General features: G+C 68.5%; 22 protein-coding genes. 14 read left to right on the forward strand and 8 right to left on the reverse strand.

Features of this window, described 5'->3' with window-relative positions:
* The first annotated feature begins 919 nt into the window (after positions 1 to 919).
* On the forward strand, positions 920 to 1,954 hold the full coding sequence (locus ASD38_RS08570; RefSeq protein WP_162252134.1) for a S1 family peptidase: 1,035 nt from the start codon (positions 920 to 922) through the stop codon (positions 1,952 to 1,954).
* Between the two features lie 4 nt (positions 1,955 to 1,958).
* On the opposite strand, the gene ASD38_RS08575 is transcribed toward ASD38_RS08570, so the two are convergent.
* From ASD38_RS08575 to ASD38_RS08585, 3 genes are read right to left on the reverse strand one after another with little or no spacing between them, the layout of a single operon-like run.
* Positions 1,959 to 3,128 (reverse strand): glutathionylspermidine synthase family protein, encoded by a 1,170-nt coding sequence (locus ASD38_RS08575; protein ID WP_056459289.1) that lies wholly within the window; start codon positions 3,126 to 3,128, stop codon positions 1,959 to 1,961.
* Positions 3,129 to 3,132: 4 nt separating this feature from the next.
* Positions 3,133 to 3,858, reverse strand: coding sequence for a PspA/IM30 family protein (locus ASD38_RS08580; protein WP_056441776.1), 726 nt, complete (start codon positions 3,856 to 3,858; stop codon positions 3,133 to 3,135).
* 40 nt (positions 3,859 to 3,898) lie between these two features.
* On the reverse strand, positions 3,899 to 4,336 hold the full coding sequence (locus ASD38_RS08585) for a YjfI family protein (protein ID WP_056441780.1): 438 nt from the start codon (positions 4,334 to 4,336) through the stop codon (positions 3,899 to 3,901).
* 194 nt (positions 4,337 to 4,530) lie between these two features.
* Between ASD38_RS08585 and ASD38_RS08590 the strand changes: the two genes are divergently transcribed.
* The 3 genes from ASD38_RS08590 to ASD38_RS08600 are packed head-to-tail and all read left to right on the forward strand — an operon-like array spanning position 4,531 to position 6,238.
* Positions 4,531 to 5,172, forward strand: a complete 642-nt coding sequence (locus ASD38_RS08590) for a YjfK family protein (protein WP_056441785.1) — start codon at positions 4,531 to 4,533, stop codon at positions 5,170 to 5,172.
* A 20-nt stretch (positions 5,173 to 5,192) separates the two neighbouring features.
* On the forward strand, positions 5,193 to 5,603 hold the full coding sequence (locus ASD38_RS08595) for a DUF350 domain-containing protein (protein WP_056441787.1): 411 nt from the start codon (positions 5,193 to 5,195) through the stop codon (positions 5,601 to 5,603).
* An 8-nt stretch (positions 5,604 to 5,611) separates the two neighbouring features.
* A complete protein-coding gene (locus ASD38_RS08600; RefSeq protein WP_056459293.1) occupies positions 5,612 to 6,238 on the forward strand; it encodes a DUF1190 domain-containing protein in 627 nt (208 codons plus the stop codon).
* A 138-nt stretch (positions 6,239 to 6,376) separates the two neighbouring features.
* On the opposite strand, the gene ASD38_RS08605 is transcribed toward ASD38_RS08600, so the two are convergent.
* Positions 6,377 to 7,105, reverse strand: coding sequence for a Crp/Fnr family transcriptional regulator (locus ASD38_RS08605; protein WP_056459296.1), 729 nt, complete (start codon positions 7,103 to 7,105; stop codon positions 6,377 to 6,379).
* Positions 7,106 to 7,376: 271 nt separating this feature from the next.
* On the opposite strand from ASD38_RS08605, the gene ASD38_RS23805 reads away from it, so the two are divergent.
* The 3 genes from ASD38_RS23805 (at position 7,377) to ASD38_RS08615 (ending at position 9,976) form a co-directional block, all read left to right on the forward strand.
* Positions 7,377 to 7,553 (forward strand): hypothetical protein, encoded by a 177-nt coding sequence (locus ASD38_RS23805; RefSeq protein ID WP_156390623.1) that lies wholly within the window; start codon positions 7,377 to 7,379, stop codon positions 7,551 to 7,553.
* Positions 7,554 to 7,792: 239 nt separating this feature from the next.
* A complete protein-coding gene (locus ASD38_RS08610) occupies positions 7,793 to 8,809 on the forward strand; it encodes a sensor histidine kinase (protein WP_056441796.1) in 1,017 nt (338 codons plus the stop codon).
* 237 nt (positions 8,810 to 9,046) lie between these two features.
* Positions 9,047 to 9,976 carry a sensor histidine kinase gene (locus ASD38_RS08615; protein ID WP_235523800.1) on the forward strand — a complete coding sequence of 310 codons (930 nt, stop codon included), beginning with the start codon at positions 9,047 to 9,049 and terminating at the stop codon, positions 9,974 to 9,976.
* 186 nt (positions 9,977 to 10,162) lie between these two features.
* Here the strand turns inward: ASD38_RS08615 and ASD38_RS08620 are convergent, their stop codons facing one another.
* The gene (locus ASD38_RS08620; protein ID WP_056459301.1) at positions 10,163 to 10,915 is read right to left on the reverse strand and encodes a class I SAM-dependent methyltransferase; all 753 of its coding nucleotides are present in this window, start codon (positions 10,913 to 10,915) and stop codon (positions 10,163 to 10,165) included.
* 146 nt (positions 10,916 to 11,061) lie between these two features.
* A complete protein-coding gene (locus tag ASD38_RS08625; protein ID WP_056459305.1) occupies positions 11,062 to 12,555 on the reverse strand; it encodes an amino acid permease in 1,494 nt (497 codons plus the stop codon).
* 194 nt (positions 12,556 to 12,749) lie between these two features.
* On the opposite strand from ASD38_RS08625, the gene ASD38_RS08630 reads away from it, so the two are divergent.
* From ASD38_RS08630 to ASD38_RS08655, 6 genes are all read left to right on the forward strand, one after another.
* Entirely contained in the window at positions 12,750 to 13,709 is a 960-nt protein-coding gene (locus ASD38_RS08630) for a phosphodiester glycosidase family protein (protein ID WP_056459307.1), read from the forward strand.
* Positions 13,710 to 13,940: 231 nt separating this feature from the next.
* Positions 13,941 to 14,516 carry a GbsR/MarR family transcriptional regulator gene (locus ASD38_RS08635; protein ID WP_056441811.1) on the forward strand — a complete coding sequence of 192 codons (576 nt, stop codon included), beginning with the start codon at positions 13,941 to 13,943 and terminating at the stop codon, positions 14,514 to 14,516.
* Positions 14,517 to 14,580: 64 nt separating this feature from the next.
* Positions 14,581 to 15,285, forward strand: coding sequence for a DUF4166 domain-containing protein (locus ASD38_RS08640; protein ID WP_056459310.1), 705 nt, complete (start codon positions 14,581 to 14,583; stop codon positions 15,283 to 15,285).
* A 33-nt stretch (positions 15,286 to 15,318) separates the two neighbouring features.
* Complete coding sequence (locus tag ASD38_RS08645; protein WP_056459313.1) at positions 15,319 to 16,818, forward strand: TIGR01777 family oxidoreductase; 1,500 nt, start codon at positions 15,319 to 15,321, stop codon at positions 16,816 to 16,818.
* Between the two features lie 48 nt (positions 16,819 to 16,866).
* Positions 16,867 to 18,486: a GMC family oxidoreductase gene (locus ASD38_RS08650; protein WP_056459316.1), complete on the forward strand. Its 1,620-nt coding sequence runs from the start codon at positions 16,867 to 16,869 to the stop codon at positions 18,484 to 18,486.
* A gap of 88 nt (positions 18,487 to 18,574) precedes the next feature.
* Complete coding sequence (locus tag ASD38_RS08655; protein ID WP_056442426.1) at positions 18,575 to 19,459, forward strand: AraC family transcriptional regulator; 885 nt, start codon at positions 18,575 to 18,577, stop codon at positions 19,457 to 19,459.
* A gap of 119 nt (positions 19,460 to 19,578) precedes the next feature.
* Here the strand turns inward: ASD38_RS08655 and ASD38_RS08660 are convergent, their stop codons facing one another.
* Positions 19,579 to 20,397: a DUF2306 domain-containing protein gene (locus ASD38_RS08660; protein ID WP_056459320.1), complete on the reverse strand. Its 819-nt coding sequence runs from the start codon at positions 20,395 to 20,397 to the stop codon at positions 19,579 to 19,581.
* Positions 20,398 to 20,602: 205 nt separating this feature from the next.
* On the opposite strand from ASD38_RS08660, the gene ASD38_RS08665 reads away from it, so the two are divergent.
* Entirely contained in the window at positions 20,603 to 21,565 is a 963-nt protein-coding gene (locus tag ASD38_RS08665) for a helix-turn-helix domain-containing protein (protein WP_056441820.1), read from the forward strand.
* 177 nt (positions 21,566 to 21,742) lie between these two features.
* On the opposite strand, the gene alaS is transcribed toward ASD38_RS08665, so the two are convergent.
* Positions 21,743 to 24,391: an alanine--tRNA ligase gene (alaS, locus tag ASD38_RS08670; RefSeq protein ID WP_056441823.1), complete on the reverse strand. Its 2,649-nt coding sequence runs from the start codon at positions 24,389 to 24,391 to the stop codon at positions 21,743 to 21,745.
* Between the last annotated feature and the right edge of the window lie 378 nt (positions 24,392 to 24,769).

The raw sequence follows: 24,769 nt of genomic DNA on the forward strand, positions 1-24,769 counted from the left end.
GGGGGCGGACAGACCGCGAAGCGGTCAGGTGGGGGCAAGTGTTAGCGGGCATGGCTCTTCAGGCTCACGCTTTCGCTGTGAGTTGGAATGGAAAGGGTCGCGGAGCGCCGGACACCGTCCGGATGCTTTTAGACAAATACCGTTTCGACGAAGCCCGATCGCTCCGCGCGGTCGTTATCCGGAAGCCTGCGGCGCTGAGCCTTGGTTAGGGCCTCGCCGCCTTGAAGCCTCCGACGGGCGGGCCAGGTCAACGACACCCGGTCCCGGACCGCGAACGCGTCACCGTCCGCCTGTTGCTAAGCCAGCCCTCACGCCACGCCGTTTTAGTGTTCCATGCCCGGCCGGCCCTGGAGACGTGAGGTTTGGCAAGATCCCTACGCACGCGGATCCCGCCGCCGACAGAGCTGCCCGCTCGATCGCCCCCCGCCGCCGCATCGGTCGCTGGCCATGCGCCCTTTCCCGCGTCGAGGTGGGACAAGGATACGGGCGGTTTGGAAGGGTGAGGACCAAATCGGGTCGAGAAAGTTCAGGGCGTTGAAATCGCTGAACTTTACCTGCTATTCGCCGAGCACATCCCGATCCGCCGTCATTCTCGGACTTGTTCCGAAGACCCCGCGTTCAGCCGAGCTGTCGGTTCATTGGCGGGCCAGCCCGCCACCCCACGGTCCGCGCGGTGGAGACAGGGGTCCTCGGAACAAGTCCGAGGATGACGGGAGCGCGGCCCATCCGGGGCGGGTGGGGGCATGCAACAAACACCGTCATCATCCGATGGATGTTGAACGCCAGTAAGAGCATCGCGGCTCGAACACGTCTCTGCATTGCAAGGCAGCGGCCAAACACCTTAACGTAACGCCGTCTAGGGGTTGGGTCGGCAGAGGGGGAAACCTTGTCGTCACGTCGTAGCGCCGCGATCTTGGCCTTGGCCGCCTGGCTCCTGTCCTCGGGCTTCGCCCATGCATCGACTTCCCAGCCACCAACGCTGGAGTCCCTGCAAACCCAGATCGACGCGATCAAGGCCAAGCTGCTCAAGCCGGACAAAGATGGTTGGGACAAGCTGACCGCGATATCCGGTCTGATCTCGGGCATTGCCGTGGCCGGCATCGGCTTCTATGCGACCAATGTCTACAACCGTCGCCAGACCGCCGCCGAAAGCGCGCGCAAGGATCGCGAGATACAGTTCGCCGAGATCCAGACGGTCGAGAAGTTCATTGATCACCTGGCCTCGACCGATGAACAGCGGCGCAAGGCGGCGCTGATCGCGATCTCGGCGCTGGGCAATTCCAAGGTGGCGATCGATCTGGCCGAGGCGTTCAAGGGACCGGGATCGACAAGCGCCCTGACCACCATCGCGGCCACCGCCCCGCCGGAACAGGCCCAGCGTGCTGTCCTAGCCCTGCAGGATATCTTGAGTGATCTTAGCGCCAGGGTCGTAGCGATAGAACATTCAGGCGGAGGCAGAGGCAATGGCCTTTTGCTCAACGCTGACGGGCTTGTGGTGACAGCTCGGCATTTGCTTGAGCCCGATGGCAGCACGCCGATCTACGTCCGTCTTCCGAGCGGCTCCTCCGTATCCGCGCAGGTGGTGAAAGAGGATAACGTCCGCGACTTGGTCCTGCTGCAAACCCAAAAGCAGGCCGTGCCGCCCCTCGACCGCACGCCCTCGGACGCCGCGTTCGGCGAGCGCGTGGTCGTTGTTTGGATCGATCCTGGTCCCCGATTGAAAGGCGGGAGAAAGTTGGAAGTCGGACGTCTCCTGGAAGCAACTTCGCTTCAAACCGGCGAAGCGCCCTTCCGCGGCGTTGTCGTTCAAGTGAACGCCGCCCCGGGTATGAGCGGTGCGCCCGCGGTAGATAGCGCGGGACGTCTGCTGGGGCTCGTCCAGGCCTCGGACCAGAATGGGCAAACCAAATTGATCCCCGCCAGCGATGTCTTTGCGTTCGCGGCGGAGACCTGAGCCCCTACCCCTCGATCACATGCGGCACGAACCGGGCCAGGTTCTTGGTCACCACGCTGTCGTCCTCGCGGATGCCGATGCCGGCCGGTTCGTTGCCGACCATCCAGGCGCCGACCACCGGGCGCTTGCCGTCGAACGCCGGCGGCGGGTGGTAGGCTTGGAGGATCGCGCCCTCCTCGCCATAGCCCTGGTCGAGGACGGGCTCCCTCAGGTGTTCTGGGCCCCCCACGATCTCGACATTGGCGCCCTCCCGCGAGAACAGCGGCTTGCGCACGAACCGTCCGCCCAGGGCCGACGCCGCCGGGTCGCCCTCGAAATAGGCCTCCAGCAGGTTGGGGTGGCCGCGGTGGCGCTCCCACAGCAGCGGCAGGATGCCCTTGTTGGACAGGATCGCCTTCCACGGCGGCTCGATCCAGCGGACCTGGGCGGTCTCCAGGTGCGCGGCGTAGGGCTCGCGCAGCATGAACTCCCACGGATAGAGCTTGAACGCCGCCTGCAGGACGAAGCCCTCCAGGTCGACGAACTGGCCCTCCTCGTTCAGGCCGATGTTGTCCATGGCCACGAACTTGGGCGCGAGCCCGGCCTGCAGCGCCAAGTCCTCGAGGAAGCGCACGGTCTGGCGGTCCTCGACCGCGTCCTCGTCACTGGCGAAGTGGACGAAGCCGCCGGTGGGAAACAGCACCTTGAAGCGGTCGCGCAGGGCCTCGAACAGGCTGTTGAACTGGTCGGCGTTGGCCGGGAACGTCCCATTGGCGATCAGTTCTTCGAGCCACAGCCACTGAAAGGTGGCGGCCTCGAAGACGCTAGTCGGGGTGTCGGCGTTGTATTCGTAGAGCTTGGGCTTGGACTTGCCGTCATAGCCGAAGTCGAAGCGACCGTAGAGCGACGGCGACTTGGCGCGCCAGGCGGCGGCCACGAAGTCGCGATGGCCGTCCGGGATCGCCAGCCGCTCCATCAGCTCCTGGCTGGCGGCCACCTCGTCGACCAGGTCCAGACACAGCTCGTGGAGCTCGGCCGCGGCCGGCTCCAGGTCCTGCTCCACCTGGTCCAGGGTGAAGGCGTAGGCGACGCTCTCGTCCCAATAGGCCTGGCCTTCGGTGTGGTGATAGACGAACCCGACCGCCTCGGCCTTGGCCTGCCAGTCGGGTCGCGGCGTCAGCTTGAGGCGGCGCAAGATCCTACTCGGTCTTGCCGTCCTTCTGCTCGATCTGCAGCGGCGGGGCGGCCGGGGCCAGGCGGGCCAGGACGTCGTCGGCGCTGGACTGGCCCGGCAGGATGCCCGCCAGACGCAGCTTTTCGTCCAGGTCCGCGCCGGTGCGGCGGTCTTCCAGCTCGCCGGCGGCCTTGATCTTCTCGCCGCGGATCATCTGGCGCTCCTTGATCCGGGCCAGGCTGTCGGCGGCCGAGCCGAGCGAAGCGCCGGCCCCCGCGCCGCGCGCCGAGACGGCGGCCTGGGCCTTCTGGACGCTCTCGTTGACCTTCACGACCTCGACCTCGCGACGCAGGGTCTCGATGCGGCGGTCGGTGGCGGTGATGGCCTGGTGCAGCTGGTCCTCGGCGGCGCGCATGTCGCCGATCTGCGGCTCCTTCACCGAGATGTCCTGCTCGAGGTCGGCGATGCGCTGGGCCACCTGGCGGGCCAGGTCCATGTCGCCCTTGGCGACGGCGGCGCGGGCCGAGCCCTCGTACTTGGTGACCTGGTCGCGGAAGCCGGCGACTTCCTTCTCCAGGATGCGGCGGCGGGCCACCAGGGTGGCCATGTCGTCGCGGGCCTTGCCCTGGGCGGCGTCGGCGTCGCGGATCTCCTGGTCGAGGATGCGCAGGGCGTTGGCGTCGACGACGGCGGCGGTGGCTTCGTGCGCGCCCGCGCGGCCCAGGGTGAACAGCTTGTTCCAGATGGACATGAGGGGGTCTCTCTTGAGGCTCTTATGGGCCAGATGGCTTTTAGGCGGCGGGCGCGAACGAGGCGCGCAGGTCCGAGGCGGCGTCTATGGCGTTCTGCGCCAGGGTGCGCAGCTCGATCAGGATCTCGTCGACCGGCGAGGTGGTCGAGATCTCGCCGAACAGCTCGTAATAGTCGCGCTCGCCCACGCTGCTGATGCCGAAGTTCGACAGCGGCACCAGTTTCTGGGCCTTGAGCAGGAATTCGTTGAACGCGTGGCGGTCCTTCTGCTCGTCGACCGGCCACAGCAGGGTGGAGGCGGCGATCTGCTGGTCGCTGACGCTGACATAGATTTCCAGGTCGCCGTGCCAGTGCATGGTGACCAGCAGGATCGGGTCGGCGCCTTCCAGCACCCGCACCGTCAGCTCGTCGGCGCCCCGTCCCGGCGCTTCGTCGAGCGCGGCTTTCAGGGTGCGGACAGTCCAGGCGGTCTGGCTCATGGGGGCGTGATCCTCTCTCAAGCCTGTTCAGGCGATTTCATACTAGATGGGCGGGCGAACGCCAGTCGTCGAGAGCGCGACCTTACGCGGCCGCATGACAAGTTGGTAATCCCGCGCCCCCTTTTGTCCCTTCCTCTTTTTAACGGCCGGCGGGCGTCGTACATGTGACACGAGTTTCGCAAGCCGGGTCGTTCATGTTCAGCAAGCTCTTCGGCCGCAAGGACGCCGCACCCGCCTCGGCCCTGCCGGCGATCCGCAACGTCACCCTGGGCCGCACGGTCTGGCTGGACACACTGGCCTGGCGGCGTCTGGGCGATGATCTGCGCTTCCCGCTGGACCGCGACACCCTGGAGATCACCGCCCAGGGCCTGGTCGACCTGAAGGACGGCGGCTTCGTGCACCGGTTCTACACCGACGACGACGTGATGTTCCAAGCCGTGTCCGACGACCGCGAGGGCCAGCGGGTCAACGACATCACCGTCTTCGTCCCCTGGGACAGCGCCTATCCGGGCGGCCGCGCCGACCGCGACGCCTGGGGCAAGCGGCTGCGGGCCCGCACCTTCACCGGCCCCGGCCTGCCCGAGTACCAGCGCCTGTGGTTCGGCGACGAGGCCGAGAGCCAGGACCCGGTGACCTTCTGGGAAGACGTCCACGACGACCGCGACGGCATCCCCGATCGGCGGATCTTCCAGACCTGCATGCTGTTCGGCCGCGACCTGCCCGGCGAGGGCCGCGAGCTCCTGCTGGCCATCGAGCAGGAGAACGAGGATCGCACCGAGGTGTCGTTCGAGATCATGATCGGCGTCCCGCTGGGCGTCGGCGAATTCCGGGCCTAGGCCTTTAGGGGGAGAAACAAATGGACCTGCACGGATTTGGCGCCAGCGCCCTGGCCTTCGTGGTGGCCTTCGTCGCCGCCGGCCTGTTCACGGTGATCTTCAAGCTCGTCTACCAGTGGGTGACGCCCTACAACGAGGGCAAGCTGATCCGCGAGGGCAATGTCGCCGCGGCCCTGGCCCTGGGCGGAGCCCTGGTCGGCTATGTGCTGCCCCTGGCCTCGGCGCTCAGCAACACCGTCACCCTGCTGGAGTTCTGCGCCTGGGCGACCCTGGCGGGCGTGCTGCAGATCGCCGCCTTCACCCTGGTGCGCCTGGTGGCGATGAAGGACGTCGCCGACCGGATCGAGCGGGGCGACATCGCCGCCGGCGTCTATCTGCTGAGCATCTCCCTGGCGGTCGGCATGCTCAACGCCGCCTGCATGACGGCCTGAGGCGCGCCATGACCGATCAACCTTCCTTCCCGCGTCGCCGCCTGCGCTCCAGCGGCCTGGCCCTGACCGGCCTGATGGCCGGCACCGCGATCTCGGTCAGCGCCTGCGACGATCCCGGCACGGCGACCCGGTGGGGCGACCCGCCGGCCGCCTCGCGCGAGATCGACGCCAAGACCTACGCCTCGCTGGACGACTGCAAGACCTCCGGCGACATGACCGCCGCCCAGTGCCAGGCGGCCTACGACCAGGCCCAGAAGGACAGCGCCGCCAACGCCCCGAAGTTCGGCGACCAGCAAAGCTGCGAGGAGCGCTACGGCGTCGATCAATGCGTGCCGCGCAACAACGGCGGCGGCGGCAGCTTCTTCACCCCGCTGCTGACCGGCTTCATCGTCGGCCAGGCGCTGAACAACATGGGCGGCGGCTATTACGGCGCGCCGATGTACCGCGACCGCAACGGGACCTATTACGGCGGCTCGGGCTATCCGCTGTCGCGCGACTATGTCACCGGCCGCACCCGCGTTCGCACCGACAGCTTCAACGCGCCGGAGATGCGGGCGCCAACCCGCGTCCAGAGCCGCAGCTCGGTGATCTCGCGCGGCGGCTTCGGCGGTTCGGGACGGTCGTTCGGGGGGTGAGATCGGTCGGTCCGCTCGGACACGACCGGACGCTCGCTCAGGCGCCAGGCGTCCCGGCGAAAGCCGGGAGGCGAAAGGGCCGTTCGCCGGCATGGCGTCGACGGCGGAGATCCGCCCCGCCGCGGACCTTCGGCGCGGTTACGCCAGGGCCCTGCCAAGAACGCTGTCCGGCTCCAGCTGTCGGCGCAGATGTTGGACGGACGCCCGGCATTCGCAGGCGCCTCTTTCGAGGCCTTTGCGATCCAGGATCTTCACCGAACCGCGCGCGTAGCGGATCAGGCCCTGCCTTTGAGCGCCCATCGCGATGCGGGTGATCGCCGTGCGCGACACCCCCAGCATGACGGCGAGAAACTCCTGCTTCAGGGGCATGTCATCAAGCCCGCCGGACAGGTCCTGGCACTCCAGGAGCCAGCGGTTGAACCGCTCCTTGACCTTGTGCAGCCCGTGACAGGCGATGGCCTGCCGGCTTTCGGCCTGCAGCAGTTCGAGCTGGCGATGGACGGCCTTGCGCATGGCGGGGCTGTCGTCGAAGGCCCGCCGGTAAGCCACGGCGCGGACACGATAGGCTTTGCCCGGGATCTGAACGATGACGCGGCTGTACATGACGCCGCTGCCCAGGGCCTCGATGAAGCCGACGCCGCCCTCGCGTCCGACGATCGAGGTTTCCAGCGCCGCGCCGGAGACCATCACGGTGATCAGCGACAGCAGCCCCACCTCGGGCAGATAGACCCAGTTGATCGGGTCCTCCATCTCGTAGAGCACCTGGCCGACCGTGAGATCGATCAGTTCGAGATGCGGCCGCAACTCCTCGAGGTCCTTCTTCGACAGGGACCGCAGCAGCGCATTGTCCGGGGCGAACTGGGCCATTGGTCATCCTAGACTCTGTCGGCGCCTGGCGCGTCTTTCCCGCGCATCAACCTAAGCGGATGTGAACGGCGTCTGTTCCACTATGTGCTCGCGGTGACAGACCCTCAATTGGAGCCCGTGCGACGACGAACGACGTTGTCATCGAGGGTCTCATGGCCTCCCCCCCACATGCTAAGATCACGATCGGGAAGTTGGCGGAGCCATCCTGGCGCGGCCGGACGGACCAAGGCGTTCGGCGCCGAGTTCACGGCGCCGAAGATCCTGGCCAATCATGATGACCGCCAAGCAATACCGCGCACGGGCCGATCTGATGGACAGGGCGACGGAAGCCTCATCGAACGGGGCCGTCATCGTGGAATGCCAACGCATGGCCAAGGAATGGCGAAGGCTTGCCGATCTGGCCGAATGGCAAGACGAAATGCTCGAAAAGGGCCATCCCGCCTATTGAAGCCGCTCGGATCCAGACGAGCAGGTTCGCGGAGAGCGACAATAGTTTGGAAGTTCTGCCGAGAACGATCTCAAGCGTGCTAAGGTGTCTCCAGTTCTCGACAATGTCGGATTGTCGACCTTAGAGAATTTCCAAAAATTCAGACCGGGCATGGCTTTCGCTTCGCGAGTCTCCGGTCTCTGGGGGACGGCGTGGCTGCCCATTCGATACCTGGCGGTGACGCCGGAAATCACCTGGCCATGGCGATCATCGGATCGTCGTCCGAGCCGCTTCTGCTCTTGAATCTCGATCTGACGGTGATCGCCGCGAGCGCGTCCTTTTGCGGGGCCTTCGGCATCGAACCGGCAAGCGTCGCGGGCCAGCTGGTCACCGCCCTGGGGAACGGCGAATGGAATGTGCCCCAACTGAAGTCGCTGCTCAAAGCCACGGCTTCGGGCAGAGCGAAGATCCCCGCTTATGAGATGGACCTCAAGGGCGAAGGCCGCGCGCGACGCCGCCTGGTGCTCAGCGCCGAAAATCTTCTGTTCGGCCCTCCGGCGCGACAGCTGCTGTTGCTGGCGGTGGCCGACGTCACCGATCAGCGTCTGGCCGAGAAGATCAAGGACGACCTCGTGCGCGACAAGGCCATCATGTTGCAGGAACTGCAGCATCGCGTGGCCAACAGCCTGCAGATCATCGCCAGCGTCCTGTTGCAGAGCGCCCGGCAGGTGCAGTCCGAGGAGACCCGCGACCATCTGCACAGCGCCCACAATCGGGTGATGTCCGTGGCCGCCATTCAGCGCCAGTTGGCCACGACCGGCGAGGCCGAGGTGCTGATCGGCGAATATCTGACCGAGCTTTGCGCCAGCATCGCCGCCTCGATGATCCGCGATCCCGACCAGTTGACGATCACCGTCGACGCCGACGGCAGCTCCACCAGTTCAGAGCGGTCCGTGAGTTTGGGTCTGATGGTCACCGAGTTGGTGATCAACGCCCTCAAGCATGCTTTTCCCGAGGAGCGGGCCGGAACGATCACGGTCGCCTATCGCTCGACGGACACGGGCTGGTCGCTGTCGGTCGTCGATGATGGTGTCGGCATGCCCAAGGGCGGCGTCGCGCCGGGCCTGGGGACGAGCATCGTCCGCGCCCTGGCGGCTCAGTTGAAGGCCGACGTGAAGATCATCGACATGGATCCCGGGACGGCGGTGCGTGTGGATCAAGGCAAGATCGGCGACGTCGCTCAAGCTGGCCCAACACTGGCGGCTCTGTTGATCTAGGCCGTCATCTCGCTGGAACCCGATGTGCGCGTCCGCCCGGAGCGTCCGACATCCACCCTTATCGGCCTGTCGGGCCGATCCTGAACGGTCGGCCGACGCGATATATCGCGAGCGGCCGTGACGCCGTGATACTGATCCGTTTCCCCTGAATCCAGAGAACCCTCCTTGCCCGCTTCAGAATCCGCTCCTCAGGTCTGGGATACCAAGCAGCTCCGACGGGCTCTCGAGGCGGCGGGCGTGGCCCTCTGGTCGTGGAATGTCGACTCCGATCAACTGATCATGGACGAACTGGGCTACGGCCTGTGGGGCGTGCCGGTCACGACGGCGGTGTGTTTCGAAGACCTGTCCGCCCACATCCACCCCGCGGATCGCGACCGAGTTCGAGCCGCGTTCGCGGCGACGCGCGGAATCATCGGAGCCTACGAAATCGATTTTCGCGTCATGGTCGAAGACGATGTCCGATGGATCTCGGCCCGCGGCCAGGGCGACGACCAGGGCATGATCGGCCGCATCATGGTCGGCGTCTTTCTCGACGTGACCGGCCGCAAGCAGGCGGAAGAGGCCAACGAGCTGCTGGCCGGCGAGATGAGTCACAGGGTCAAGAATCTGCTGACAATCGCCTCGGCCCTGACCGCGATCACCTCGCGCTCGACCGAGACGACGACGGAAATGGCGCGTGAACTGACGGAGCGTCTCACCTCCCTGGGCCGCGCCCACGACCTGGTTCGTCCGATCCCCGGCGGCGACGGCAAGGCCGCGCTGCTTGGAGACCTGATTTCCGTCCTTCTGGCGCCCTATGACGACCTGGGCGCCTTCAGCGGCCGCATTCGCGTGTCGGTCCCCCGGATGGGCGTGGGGGAGGCCGCGGCGACCACCCTGGCCCTGGTAATCCATGAACTGGCGACCAATTCCCTGAAATACGGGGCGCTCTCCGTCGAAGCCGGCACGCTGGACGTTTCATGCACGGCGCAGGACCAGGACGTGGTCATGATCTGGACCGAGCGTGGCGGCCCGCCGGTCACGGCGCCGGAAGGAGCCGGAGGGTTCGGCAGCAAGCTGGTGACCCGGGGAATGTCGGCTCAGCTGGGCGGGTCCATCGTCTACGACTGGCCCACCCATGGCGTCATCGCCACGCTGCGGATGCTCAAGGACCGCCTCGCGACCTGATGACGACGCCCGAGGCGCGGCCGCCGCGACGGAGCGGCTGGAACGACGTCCATGGCGGGTTGGGGCCGTGGGACAATGCGAACCTGGCGCACCGCCAGGCGGAAGAAGTGGGGACACGCCCTCGCGAACGGCGCTCTTGTTGTCCCGGCGCGGCTGACAGCGCGGGCGTGTCCCCTTCCCCCTCCCCTATGGCTTCACGAACTTGAGGATGAACTGGTCGGTCTTGCCCCGGATCGACGGGTCGAAGACGATGGCGGTGCGCGGGTCGTCCGGGTTGCGCAGCACCCGACTCTCGGCGGCCAGCTTGAAGCCGGCGGCCTCGACCTCGGATTTCACGACCGCGATGTCGATCCGGTGCAGGGGGTCGACCGCCGACAGGTCCGAACCCTCGGCCGCGTAGTGGTCGACGACCAGGAACACCCCGCCCGGTTTCAGCGACTTGAACACCTCGGCGTTGATCTTGGCGGCCAGGTCGGCCGGGAACGGCTTCAGATGCAGGTCGTGGTAGTTCTGGACGGTGATCACCGCGTCCAGGCCGTCGGGCAGGTCCAGCCCGACCAGGCTGTCGGTCAGCGGCGTGACGTTCTTGTAGGCCGCCACGACGGCCTCGAGGTCCGGGCCGTACTTGGCCTGGAACTTGATGAACTCGGCCGGCTGATAGGCATAGACCGTGCCGGTCGGACCGACGGCCGCCGACAGGATGCGGGTGAAGTAGCCGCCGCCGATGATGAAATCGACCACCTTGCCGCCCGGCTTGACGTTGGCCAGGGCGAGGACCTGGGCCGGATGGCGAGCCGCGTCGCGGGCGGTGTCGGCCGCCGGGCGGGCCGGATCTGCGACAGCGGCCGTCAGGTTGGCGGGAACCTGGGCGAAGCTGGGCGCCGACACGCCAAGCATGAGCGCGACAGTCAGGGCGGAAATCATGGACCGCGACGTCATGGGCTTCCTCACCGTGGTTCCCCATTCGATAGCGTGTCGCGTCGATTGGGTGAACATCGATATTCGAAATCGCGGCGAGTTTCGGGGGACAAGCTGGGGACAGGTCCCGTCGCTCGTCCCCCCGAGGGTCCTTGAGGGTCTCCCCGTCAGTGCGTCTCGTAGGTCGCCTTGCCGCCGCTGATCGCGAAGGCCTCTTCCGGCGACAGCACCAGCTTCTTGCGGCCGAACAGGGCGAAATAGGCCACGCCCACCGCGAACCAGATCGCCACCCCGATCACCCCGGTACGATAGATCGGGTCCTTCAGCTGGTAGAAGATCGTCACCAGCGAGATCACCACCGTCAGGCCCGCGCCGGTCAGGCCGAACCGACTCTTGTAGGGCCGCTCCATCAGCGGGAACTTCTTGCGCAGCAGGATGAACGACACGCCCTGCGCCACATAGGACAGCATGGCCCCGAACACCGCCATGTTCAGCAACGTCCCGCCGATCACCGCCGCGCCCTTCTCGGCCCCGAGGATGAACCAGACCGCCAGCATCACCGCCAGGCCGGCCGCCGAGCCGGTCAGCAGGGCCACGTCCGGCGTCTTGCGCACCCCGTGGGTCACCGACAGGGCGCGGGGGAAGTAGCCGGCCCGCGACAGCGAATAGATCTGACGGCCATAGGCGAAGATGATGGCGTGGAAGCTGGCGATCAGGCCCGCCACCGCGACGGCGGCCAGGACCTTGGCCAGGCCCCCGCCATAGATCGTGCGGAAGCCCTCCAGGATCGGCTCGCCCGACTTGGACAGGGCGAAGGTCCCCGGCGAGATGGCGCTGTTGAGCCACAGCACCAGCAGGGCCGAGACGATCAGGGTCAGCATGCCCAGGATGATGCCCTTGGGCAGGTCGCGCGCCGGGGTGTGGCTTTCCTCGGCCGCCAGCGGCAGCTGTTCGATGGCCAGGAACAGCCACACCGCGAACGGCAGCTGGGCCAGGGCCCCGCCGACGCCGGCCGGCAGGAACGGTCCGTGGCCGTCCTTCAGCTCGGTCCCGCCCGGGCCGACGTTCATGGCGTACTTCAGGAAGTCGGCGTGCGGCAGGGCGCTGACCCAGAACACCGCCAGGCAGGCCAGGGCCAGCAGGGTGATGAACACCGTGAACCGGAACGACATCGCCACGCCGCCGGCGTTCAGGCCGACGAAGATCACGTAGGAGCCGATCCAATAGAGCGGCTGCACCCAGGCCGGCGTCTCGAAGATGCCGCCCAGGTACGAGCCGATGAAGAAGCAGACCACGGCGGCCGTCAGCACGTATTCGACGTTCTCGCACAGCCCGGTGATGAAGCCGCCCCACGGCCCCATGGCGGCGCGGGCGAAGCTGTAGGCTCCGCCGGTGTGCGGCTGGGCCGCGGCCATCTCGGCGATCGAAAAGGTCAGGCCCAGATACATCACGGTGATGATCAGGGTGGCCACCAGCATGCCGCCCCAGCCGCCGACGCCCATGCCCAGGTTCCAGCCCGAGAACTGGCCCGAGATCACCGCCCCGACGCCCAGCGCCCACAGCGAGAACACGCCCGCGTAGCGCTTGAGGCCCCGTTTGTCGAAATACTCGGCGCCGACTTTCTCGTAGCTGACGCCGCCGCCGGCGGTTTCCTCGCCCATCACCCGTCCCTCCTCGCCGATTGTCCCAGGCGCAGGTTGCCCTCATCGGACCGAAACGGCGAGCCTTCGTGATCACGAATTTGGCGATTTGGGAGATCGGCGTTCACTATTTCGGCGCGCCGTTGTCGCCCTGCGCACAAGACGAGCGCCTCAATTCTTGGTAGAGCTTCACAACCCATGGGGAGGTCCGGAAGATGAGGAAGCTGGCGGTGCGGGCGGCGGCGGCCCTGTTCGGAGCGCTGGCGGCGCTGGCCGCCGGCGCGGCCTCGGCCCAGCCGCCGACCTGCCGCTACAAGGTCGTGGACGCGCCGAAGTCCCTGTTCCCGGAGATCGGCTACCAGACGATCCAGGTCGCCTGCAAGAACACGGACGGCGCCCACCAGGCCCTCGCGCACGTCCTGACCCTCGACGTCGGCGGCGGCGCGATCCAGCTGGCCGCCTCCGCGCCCGGTTCGAGCGGGTTCGTGATGCAGCTGCCGTCCGACGTTCTGGTCGCGACCGGCGCCAGCGTAGCCGTGAACGCCAACCTGTTCAGCAACTGCTGCGTCTACGCCGCCCCCGGCCTGCCGACCCAGTTGGCGGGCTGGGAGATCAGCGGCGGCCAGACCTATGCGCTCCAGGGCGCCGATCCCGCCAAGCAGGGCTTCCCGTTCGACGCCAGCCTGGCGCAGCTGGCCAACGGCGCCGTGGCCATCGTTTATTCCGGCCCGGGCCAGCCCGTGCCCGTCGGGACGGTCATGGCCGTGACCGGCAGCCACATGCTGGTGTTCGGCGGCAAGAGCGTGGCGCCGCCGGGCGATCCCAAGTCCGAGTTCTTCGGTCCCAACGCCCGCACGGTCGCGGGCCTCTCCGCCGACGCCAGGACGCTCTGGCTGGTCGCCTTCGACCGTTCGCCCTCGCCCAACACAGGGCTTGAGCTTGCCGAGGCCGCCCAGGCCCTGCTGCACCTGGGGGCGAACACCGCGCTCAATCTCGACGGCGGCGGATCGACCAGCATGGTCCAGGCCACGACCGGCGGCGGCGGCTTCGCCCTGCTGAACACCCCCGCCGACTACCAGCCGCCGTGCACGGTCTACGCGTCCGGCCCGACGAGCGGCTGCGAGCGCTATGTGGGAACGACCCTGACCGCGACCGTCCAGGCCTCGGGGCGCTAGAGGGTCCGATCCGTTTGCCGCCCCCTTTGTTGTCATCCCGGGCCCTCGGGACGCGCTTTGCGCGCGCCCAAGGATAAACTGCGCGAAGCGTAGACCCGGGACCGACGCCTGAACGCCGCGCTTCCGGCGGTCCCGGATCTGCGCGCATCGCGCTTGTCCGGGATGACAGCCGATCCATGGGCCGCCAACCGCCAGCTTGACTCCGCCCGTCACCAGTCGCATATTTCTGTCATGACAGAAACGGCAGACAACGCGAAACGCCTCCCCGCCGCGGTCGAGCAGTTCGTGCTGCGCTGGGGCGACATGGGCGGGCAATGGGGCGTCAACCGCTCCGTCGCCCAGATCCACGCCCTGCTCTATCTGGCCGACAAGCCGATGACCGCCGAGGACATCGCCGACAGCCTGGGCATGGCCCGCTCCAACGTCTCCAACAGCATCCGCGAGCTGATCGGCTGGAAGCTGATCCGCCGCGTGCCCCAGCTGGGCGACCGGCGCGACCACTACGAGGCCGAGGCCGACCTGTGGCAGATGCTGACCCGCATCGCCCAGGGCCGCAAGGAACGCGAGATCGACCCGATGGTCGAGGCGCTGGGTCCGGTCCTGGCGGCGGCCGAGGATGATCCGACGCTCAGCCCCGTGGCGCGCAAGCGCCTGAAGGAGATGCACGGCTTCGTCACCACGATCGACAGCTGGTACGGCCAGATGCTGAGCGTGCCGCCCAGCACCCTGATGTCGCTGATCAAGATGGGCTCGAAGGTCGTCGGCCTGCTGGGCATGGGGCGCGGCAAGCCGGACAAGGCGAGCTAAAAATTTGGCCTGATATTTCTCTTTTGACAGAAATAGCAGGAATATGGGAACAGGGGATTTGGCGATGCTCGAACTCGAAGGAACCCACCCGCCCCATGGCCGGGGCGAGCTGGAGCCCGCCTTCGCCACGCCCGCCGACCCGCGCGACCCGCGCTTCCGCGCCCTGTTGGGCGAGGCCGGCTGGAGCCGCCTGCCCCAGGCGGTGCGCGAGCGGTTCAGCAAGCGCCTGCGGCCCGGCATGGCCGTGACCTATGTCGGCGAGATCACCGAAAGCCGGCGCACCTGGGCGGGCCGGGCGCTGGCCCAGCTGTGCCGGCCGATCGGCGCGCCCCTGCCCCTGTACGACGACCTCGGCGTGGCCGCCGTGGTGACGGTGACCGAGGACGGCCAGGCCGGCGGCCAGTTCTGGACCCGGATGTACAACCAGGCCCAGGGCTTTCCGCAGGTGATCCACAGCAGCAAGCGCTTCGCCGGCCCCACCGGCCTGGAGGAGTATCTGGGCTGGGGCTTCGGCATCGCCCTGGCGGTCAGCGCCGACGAGACGGCGCTGCACTTCCACAGCCGCCACTACTTCCTGGCGCTGGGTCCGAGGCGGCTGGGCCTGCGCCTCCGGCTGCCGGCCTGGCTGGCGCCGGGCGCCCTGACCATCAGCCACATCGACCAGGGCGACGGCGGCTTCGCCTTCGTCCTGGACCTGCGCCATCCGCTGCTCGGTCCGATGCTCCGCCAGGTCGGGGTGTTCCGCGAGCGACCGCCTCACGTCCACTAGGCCACATCCACTAGACCTTCGGGAGCCACGCCGATGACCGACCTGATCTGGACCCTGGTGTTCGCCCAGGTGGCGATGGGCGGGTTCGACACCCTCTATCACCACGAGCTGACCGAGCGCCTGGCCTGGCGACCGTCCCAGGCCGGCGAGCTGCGGCTGCACGGCGTGCGCAACCTGTCCTATGCGGTGATGCTGCTGGGCCTGGGCTGGACCCAGCCGCAAGGTGCGCTGGCGCTGGCCCTGATCGCGCTGATGCTGGGCGAACTGGTCGTGACCCTGTGGGACTTCGTCGAGGAGGACCGCACGCGCAAGCTGCCGGCCAGCGAGCGGATCACCCACACCCTGCTGACCCTGAACTACGGCGTGGTGCTGGCGCTGGTGATCCCGCTGCTGGCCGGTTGGGCGACGAACCCGACCGCGCTGGTCCCGACCTTCTACGACGTCTGGAGCCTGCTCTGCTCCCTCGCCGCCGTGGGCGTGGTCGTCTTCGGCCTGCGCGACCTGGCCGCCGCCAGACGGACGGCTCGGATCGTCGCCGCCGACCCCGTTCCGCTGGTCCAGGCGCTGGCGCCGCGCCAGGCGGTCCTGGTCACCGGGGCCACCGGCCTGATCGGCCGCCGCCTGGTCGCGGCCCTGGTGGGCGCCGGACACGAAGTCATCGCCCTGACCCGCGACCGGCGCGCCGCCGCCGACCTGCCCGCCCCGATCCGGATCGTCACGTCCCTGGACCAGATCGCCGACGACGCGCGGGTCGACGCCATCGTCAACCTGGCCGGCGAGCCGATTTCCGACGGCCTGTGGACCCCCGCCAAGCGCCGGCGGATCGTCGGCTCCCGCCTGGCGGTGACCCGGGCCGTGGTCGCCCTGATCGCCCGGTTGGACCGCCGTCCCGAAGTGCTGGTCAGCGGCTCGGCGATCGGCTGGTACGGCCTGCGCGGCGACGAGACGCTGGACGAGACCGCCGACGGCGCCGACTGCTTCTCGCGCACGGTCTGCCGGCGCTGGGAGCGCGCGGCGATGGCGGCCCAGGACCTGGGCGTGCGCGTGGTGCGCCTGCGCATCGGCATCGTCCTGGCCGTCGACGGCGGCGCCCTGTCGCGCATGCTGACGCCGTTCGAGTTCGGCCTGGGTGGTCCGTTCGGGGCCGGGCGTCACTGGATGAGCTGGATCCACCTGGACGACCTGGTGCGCCTGATCGCCCACGCCGTCGCCACGCCCGGCCTGAACGGGCCGGTCAACGGCACGGCGCCGGAGCCCGTGCGCAACGCCGCCTTCGCCCAGGCCCTGGGCCGCGCCCTGCATCGCCCCGCCGTGCTGCCGGCCCCGGCCGCGCCCCTGCGCTTGGCCCTGGGCGCCTTCGCCGACGAGCTGCTGCTGAAGGGGCAAAGGGTGATCCCCGCGGCGGCCCTGGCCAGCGGCTTCACCTTCACCTATCCCACGCTCGACGAGGCCCTGGGCGACATCGTCGGGGCGTCGAAACCGGGCCGGCCGAGGACGGACGCTTCCCAATCCCGCGCGCTTGCCCCAGCCTGACGGAGCGACCGCCCGGAGCGAGGCGCGGCGAACGGAGGATTCGGCGCGATGGCGGACGAGATCGACCTGGGAGAGTTCGACTATGTGGTGGTCGGCGCCGGCTCGGCCGGATGCGTGCTGGCCAACCGCCTGTCGGCCGATCCCTCGGTCAAGGTGCTGCTGCTCGAGGCGGGCGGCCGGGACAACTGGATCTGGTTCCACATTCCGGTCGGCTACCTGTTCGCCATCGGCCATCCGCGCGCCGACTGGCTGCTGGAGACCGTAGCCCAGCCTGGACTCGACGGCCGCGTCCTGGCCTATCCGCGCGGCAAGGTGATCGGCGGCTCCTCGTCGATCAACGCCATGATCTACATGCGCGGCCAGGCTCTGGACTATGATCATTGGCGACAGAAGGGGCTCGTGGGCTGGGGCTGGGCCGACGTGCTGCCCTACTTCCTGCGCCATGAGGACCACATCGCGCCGAAGGGCGACCATCACCGCGCGGGCGGCGAATACCGGGTGGAGCATCCCCGGGTGCGCTGGGACATCCTGGACGCCATCCGCCAGGCCGGGGTGCAGGCCGGCGTGCCCGCGGTCGAGGATTTCAACGGCGGCGACAATTCGGGCTCGTCCTATTTCCAGGTCAACCAGCGCGCGGGCCGGCGATGGAGCACCGCCTCGGCCTTCCTCAAGCCGGTGCTGGCGCGCGGCAACCTGCGCCTGGAGACGGGCGTCGAGGTTCAACGGATCGAGCTGGACGGGCGGCGGGTCGTCGGCCTGCGCGCGATGCGCGGCGGCCAGGTGCTGACCGCCCGCATCGCCGGCGAGCTGATCCTGGCGGCCGGCGCGATCGGCTCGCCTCTGATCCTGCAGCGGTCGGGGATCGGGGACGCGGAGACCTTGAAGCAGGCCGGCGTCGCCGTACGCCACCACCTGCCGGGCGTCGGCGCCAACCTGCAGGACCACCTGCAGATCCGGCCGGTCTACAAGGTCACGGGCGTGCGCACCCTCAACACCGACTACGCCAACCTGGTCAGGCGCATCGGCATGGGCGTCGACTATGCGCTGCGCCGGTCCGGCCCCCTGACCATGGCCCCCTCGCAGCTGGGGATGTTCTGCCGCTCGGACCCCAGCCGGGCCACGCCGAACCTGCAGTTCCACTTCCAGCCGCTGAGCCTGGACCGCTGGGGCGAGGGCCTGCACCGGTTCGGGGCGTTCACCGCCAGCGTCTGCAACCTGCGCCCCACCAGCCGGGGACGCGTCGGCCTGTCCGGCCCAGGCCTGGCCGACCCGCCGCGGATCGATCCCAACTACCTGGCCACCTTGGAGGATCGCGACGTCGCGGTCGCCTCGCTGCGCTGGGCGCGCCGGATCGTGAGCCAGCCCGCCCTGGCCCCCTACGCGCCCGAGGAGTTTCGCCCCGGCGCGGCGATCGAGACGGACGAGGCGCTGCTGGCGGCGGCCAAGGCGCTGGCCACCACGATCTTCCACCCGGTCGGCACGGCCGCCATGGGACCGGCCGACGACCCGCTGGCGGTCCTGGACGAGCGCCTGAGGGTGCGCGGCCTGCGGGGCCTGAGGGTGGTGGACGCTTCGGTGATGCCGGCCATCACCTCCGGCAACACCAACGCCCCCACGGTGATGATCGCCGAGAAGGGCGCGGCGATGATCCTGGAGGATCGGCGATAGGCCTCCCCACGCACGCCAAACCGCAAGATCGGTCGAGCGCGATCCGGCGGCGAGCGACTAACTGGCGCCACCACGGAAAAGGATGACGATGAAGGCGGCGCTTCGAAACTACCAGGCTCGGATGCGGCGGGTGCTGGACTATGTCGACCAGCATCTCGACGGTGATCTGGACCTTGAAACGGTGAGCCGCGTCGCGGCCTTCTCCAAATTCCATTTCCACCGGCAGTTCATGGCGACCTTCGGGTTGTCGGTGCATCGCTACGTCCAGCTCGCCCGCCTGAAACGCGCCTCGCACCAGCTTGCCTCGAAGGACGCTCACAGCGTCACGGAGATCGCGATGGAAGCTGGTTATGACGCGCCGGACGCCTTCGCCCGCGCCTTTCGGCGCAGGTTCGGACAATCGCCTTCGTCGTTCCGGAAATCGCCCGACTGGGCGCCGTGGCTTGCGGCCTTCGGGCCTTTGGACAATGCCAGGAGCAAGCTCATGCACATCACCTACACCCCCGACGACGTCTCTATCCGCCAAGTCCCCCCGACGCCGGTGGCGATCCTGGAGCATCGAGGCGACCGGGCGACGCTCGGCGCCACGATCGAGCGGTTCATCGCCTGGCGGAAAGCCGCCGGCCTGTCGCCCGAGACGAGCTCGACCTTCAACATCTTCCGGTCCGAGAGGATTCCCGAAAACCCCGCCGACTACAGCATGGACCTCTGCATCGGCACCGATCGGCCGATCGCGCCCGACGACGAGATCATGAAGGCCGGCGAGATCCCCGGCGGACGCTGCGCGGTGCTGCGCGTCGTCCACGACACCCACAACCTCGAGCCGGCGGCGCTCTACCTTTACCGGGATTGGCTTCCCGCCAGCGGTGAGGAAGCCCGGGACTTCCCGGTCTATTGCCAGCGGCACTTCTCGTTCCCGCCGAACGCGTCGGTGCACGAGGTGGTCGTCGAACTGTTCCTGCCGCTCAAATAACGACAGGCGCACGAAAAGGACGGTTCGGCGGCGAGCCGAACCGTCCAGGCGGCCAAGGCGTTGGCCGCCACGATCTGCCACCCGGTCGGTACGGCCGCCATGGTAACCGCCGACGATCCTCAGACATAAGGGGCCCACATGAAGGCGATCGTTCCGAAGACGCCGGCCGCCGTGAAGACGGAAGCGACCGCGATCAAGGCCGCCGTCAGGGCCTTGCGGACGCCGTCGGCGCTCCTCTCGGCCGCGCCGTATAGCTCCAGGAAGGCCAGCGGGATCAGGTAGCTGCCGAAGGTCATGACGATGTCGGCCGGTCCCGACATGTCCTTCGTCATGCCCACCGGCCCCCGATTGACGACGATCCAGCCCATCAGACCCACCCGCAGGAACCAGACCCCGCTGACCACCATGAAGGTGCGCAGGGCCCAGCGCCGGTGCTGTTCGAACCGCCGCTTGATCGCGTGCCGCCAGGCCAGGCCGGCGAAGATCAGGATGAGAAGGCTGTTGATCAGGATCGCGACGGCCGAGATCACCGAAAGATAGGTTCCCCTGACGACCGCCAGCCAGACACCGCTCAGCGCCATGAAAATGGCGACGACGAGAAAGGTCCGACCGGTCCAGCGATGCAGCCTGGGCCATTTGCGGCGCAGCCCGGGGATCATCTGCATCAGACCGCCCAGCGTCACGACCGACGCCAGCAGGACGTGGGCCGCGAAGACGATGTTGCCCGCGTCGTCGCCTTTTATGTAGCCGTCGATCAGGGGCTTGTCGTTCCAGCCGGCGAAGTTTCCGGTCGCGGTGCGCACCCCATAGAAGGCGAGGATGAAGCCGATGAAGGCGGCCTGGCCGATGGCGGCGACGGCGAACCAAAGGACGCCCGCCCAACGCAGGGCGGTCGCCCCGGCGCTTCGCGGGAACGGTGGCGAGGATGGGATCGACATGGCGCCTCCTGACGCGACCTCCAGGCTGAGGCCGATGGCAGGGATGGCGGCGACGCGGGCGCGGGGTCTCGCCGATTTGGAATTCGGCTAGAGATATTTTGTCGAGGACGCGCGCGCCGGTGGACAAGGCCGGGCGCCGAGGGGCAATTTCGAGGGGGAGGAACGTATGCCATCGGCGGCGACATCCGGCACTTCGATCGCGGCCATGGGGAAAGGCCTCCGGCCGCGCGGGCGGCTGCAGGTTCATGCGGCGATCGCGACGGCGTCGTTCGTCTGCTACATCCTCGGGCGGCTCGTTGATGGCGGCGCCTCGACGGCCTTCTCGGTCATCGGCGTCGGAGCCTGCGGCTGGGCCTGGCTGGCGACCCGGGCCCTGTTCGATCCGGCCGAGCGCGATGCGCGATGGGCTCGCGTCGTCGGTCTGGTCGTGGCGCTGAGCGGGGCCCTTTCGGTCCTTGCCCCGGCGGGGGGCCTGATCTGGCGTGTCGCCGACAACACCTATGCCCTGAGCGGCTCGACCGCGCTGCTGCTGACCTTCGTCGAACCCTTCCATCGCTATACGCGCGATCTGCCGGACGCCGAGAAGCGGTTCCGGTTCGCCTTCGTCGCGATCTACGCCGTCTTGGTGGCGGTCTCGGTCATGGGGCTGCGCGCCGTCGGCGAAGGACCCGACGAGGCCATGCGGGACGACCTGGCCAAGAGCGCCTGCGCCGTCATGGGGCTCGCGGCCCTCTTGGCCGCGGTGCGGTTTCGACGGGGCCATCCGCTGGCGACGCGGACCACCACGGCGCCGCGCCGCGCGCCGACCGAGGACGACGCGCGGCTGGCCGAACGCCTTCGACGGTTGTTGATCGACGAGGCCCTCGACAGTCGGCCCGAGCTCAAGATCGGCGATGTCGCCGCGCGGCTGGGCGAGCCCGAGCACCGGATCTCCCAGTGCATCGGCACGGCGCTCGGCTTCCCGAACTTCAACCGCTGGATCAACCACCACCGGATCGCGCGGGCCAAGCGGATGCTCGCCCACCCGGACGAGCGGCGGTCGATCCTGGAGATCGCCTTCGCCTGCGGCTTCGCCTCCCTCGGTCCGTTCAACCGCGCCTTCCGGGACGAGGTCGGAACCACCCCTCGGGCCTATCGCTCAGCGGCACGGACGAGCGTGGAAGGCTAGGCCGGACCGAGACTTTAGGCGCACCTGGATCCTTCTCCCCTTGCGGGAAAAGGTGGCCTGCGAAGCAGGTCGGATGAGGGGTCGAAAGCCCTCTCCGGAAAGATCTGAGAGCCCCCTCACCCGACCCCACGTCGTGGGGCCACCCTCTCCCGCAAGGGGAGAGGGATTGAAGTGCGATCAGCCCGCGAGCGCGGCCTTGATGGCGTCCAGGCCGTCCTGGGCCTTGGAGGCGTCCGGGGCGCCGCCCTGGGCGAAGTCGGCCTTGCCGCCCGCGCCTTGGCCGCCCATGGCCAGGACCGCGGCCTTGGCCAGGTCGGCGGCGCTGAACTTGCCGACCAGGTCGGCGGTCACGGCCACGGTGACGGCGGCCTTGCCGTCGGTGGTCCCGACCAGGGCCACGACGCCCGAGGCCAGCTGCTTCTTGAATTCCTCGGCCACGCCGCGCAGCTCCTTGCCGCCGACGCCGTCCAGGACGCGGGCGATCAGGGCCACGCCGTCGACGTCTTCAGGACCCGCCGCGCCGCCGCCCGAGCCGCCGCCCAGGGCCAGCTGCTTCTTGGCCTCGGCCAGCTGCTTTTCCAGGGCCTTGCGCTCGGCGACCAGGGCGTCGACGCGGGCCAGGACCTCGGCGACCGGGGTCTTGAACTGGTCGGCCAGGGCCTTGGCGACGCCGGCCTGGTCCAGCAGGAAGCGGCGGGCCGCCTCGCCGGTCAGGGCCTCGATGCGGCGAACGCCGGCCGCCACGCCTTGCTCCGAGACGATCTTGAACAGGGCGATGTCGCCGGTGCGGGCCACGTGGGTGCCGCCGCACAGCTCGACGGAGTAGGCTTTACCGGTCTCTGTCAGCGACTCGCCCAGCGTCAGCACCCGGACGCTGTCGCCGTACTTCTCGCCGAACAGCGCCACGGCGCCGGCCTCGATGGCCTCCTGCGGGGCCATCTCCTTGGTCTCGGCCGGGACGTTCTGGCGGATCACGGCGTTCACTTCGGCCTCGATGCGCTCGATCTCGTCGGCGGTCAGCGGGCCGCCGTGGCTGAAGTCGAAGCGCATGCGGTCGCCGTCGACCATCTGGCCCTTCTGGGCGACGTGCGGGCCCAGCACATGGTGCAGGGCGGCGTGCACCAGGTGGGCGGCCGAGTGGTTGGCGCGGGTGGTGGTGCGCTTGTCGGCGTTGACCGAGGCCACGACCTGGTCGCCGACCTTCAGCGGGCCGGCCAATTCGACGCGGTGCACATAGAGGTCCCCGGCCTGCTTCTGGGTGTCGCTCACGCGGCTTTCGACGCCATTGGCCTCGATCACGCCGGTGTCGCCGGCCTGGCCGCCGCTCTCGGCGTAGAAGCTGGTGCGGTCCAGCAGGACGTCGACGCTCGCGCCCTTGTCGGCCGACTGGACTTGAGCGCCGTCCAGAACGATGGCCTTCACGGTTCCGGTGGTCTCGGTGTTGTCATAGCCGACGAAATTGGTCGGGCCGTTGGCCTCGCGGATCGGGAACCAGGCGGCGGCCGCGCCCTGCTGGCCCGAGCCGGCCCAGTTGGCGCGCGCCATGGTGCGCTGGCGGTCCATGGCCACGTCGAAGCCGTCGGTGTCGACCGTGATGCCCTTGGCGCGCACGGCGTCCTGGGTCAGGTCCAGCGGGAAGCCGTAGGTGTCGTACAGCTTGAACGCGGTCTCGCCGTCCAGCACGCCGCCGGCCGTCAGGTTGGCGGTGGCTTCATCGAGCAGGCCCATGCCGCGGCCCAGGGTGACGCGGAAGCGCTCTTCCTCCTGGCGCAGGGTCTCGACGATCGAGGCCTCGGCGCGGCGCAGCTCGGGATAGGCCTGGCCCATCTCGGCCACCAGGGTCGGGGCCAGGCGGTGCATCAGGGGCTCGTTGGCGCCCAACAGATAGGCGTGGCGCATGGCCCGACGCATGATCCGGCGCAGGACGTAGCCGCGGCCTTCGTTCGACGGGGTGACGCCGTCGGCCAGCAGGAACGAGGACGAGCGCAGGTGGTCGGCGATCACCCGGTGCGACGGCGCCTGGGCGCCCTCGGCCTTGACGCCGGTCAGCTCGACGCTGGCGGCGATCAGCGCCTTGAACAGGTCGATGTCGTAGTTGTCGTGCACGCCCTGCAGGACGGCGGCGACGCGCTCCAGGCCCATGCCGGTGTCGATCGACGGCTTGGGCAGCGAGACGCGCTCGCCGCCGGCCATCTGCTCGAACTGCATGAAGACCAGGTTCCAGATCTCGATGAACCGGTCGCCGTCCTCGTCGGGGCTGCCGGGAGGGCCGCCGGGGATGTGGGGGCCGTGGTCGAAGAAGATCTCCGAGCACGGACCGCAGGGACCGGTGTCGCCCATCGACCAGAAATTGTCGTTGGTCGGGATGCGGATGATGCGGTCGTCGCCGAGGCCGGCGATCTTCTTCCAGAGATCGGCCGCCTCGTCGTCGGTGTGGTAGACGGTGACCAGCAGCTTGTCCTTGGGCAGGGCGAAGTCGCGGGTCAGCAGGGTCCAGGCGTGGTGGATCGCCTGTTCCTTGAAATAGTCGCCGAACGAGAAGTTGCCCAGCATCTCGAAGAACGTGTGGTGGCGGGCCGTGTAGCCGACATTGTCCAGGTCGTTGTGCTTGCCACCGGCCCGGACGCACTTCTGCGACGAGGTCGCGCGCGGATGCGGCGGGGTCTCGGCGCCCGTGAACACGTTCTTGAACGGCACCATGCCGGCGTTGACGAACAGCAGGGTCGGATCGTTCTGCGGCACCAGCGGCGCCGAAGGGACGATGGCGTGATCGGCCGCGCCGAAATAGTTCAGGAAGGTGCTGCGGATCTCGTTCAGGCTGGGCATAGGCGTCTCGGGCGTTCGTACTGAATCCGGTGGACCCGGAAGTTGGCGCTGCATAGCGCGGTTTCAAGCGATGTGGAAATCGCGTTGGCGGTCGGGAGGCGCGGAAGCTTGTCGCATGTCTCATCAAGGACCTTCCCCGTGGGGGCGGTGTCGGCGGCGCCGGCGGAGGGGAATGATAGGCGGGCGGCCCTGGCCCGGATCCACCCGTCCCAAATCTCCCCCCACCGATCGCTACGCGATCGCCTCCCCCACAGGGGGAGGGTCCTTTGACAGCGGCCGGCGGCGTGCCCCCCGGAACCTTTGGGCGACCTCCCCCGAGGATGCGGATTGGCGGTCAGCTCAGCAGACCCCCCCGTCGCCCCCGGACCTTGTCCGGCG

The sequence above is a fragment of the Caulobacter sp. Root487D2Y genome (genome assembly GCF_001427165.1).
Classification (GTDB): Bacteria; Pseudomonadota; Alphaproteobacteria; order Caulobacterales; family Caulobacteraceae; genus Caulobacter.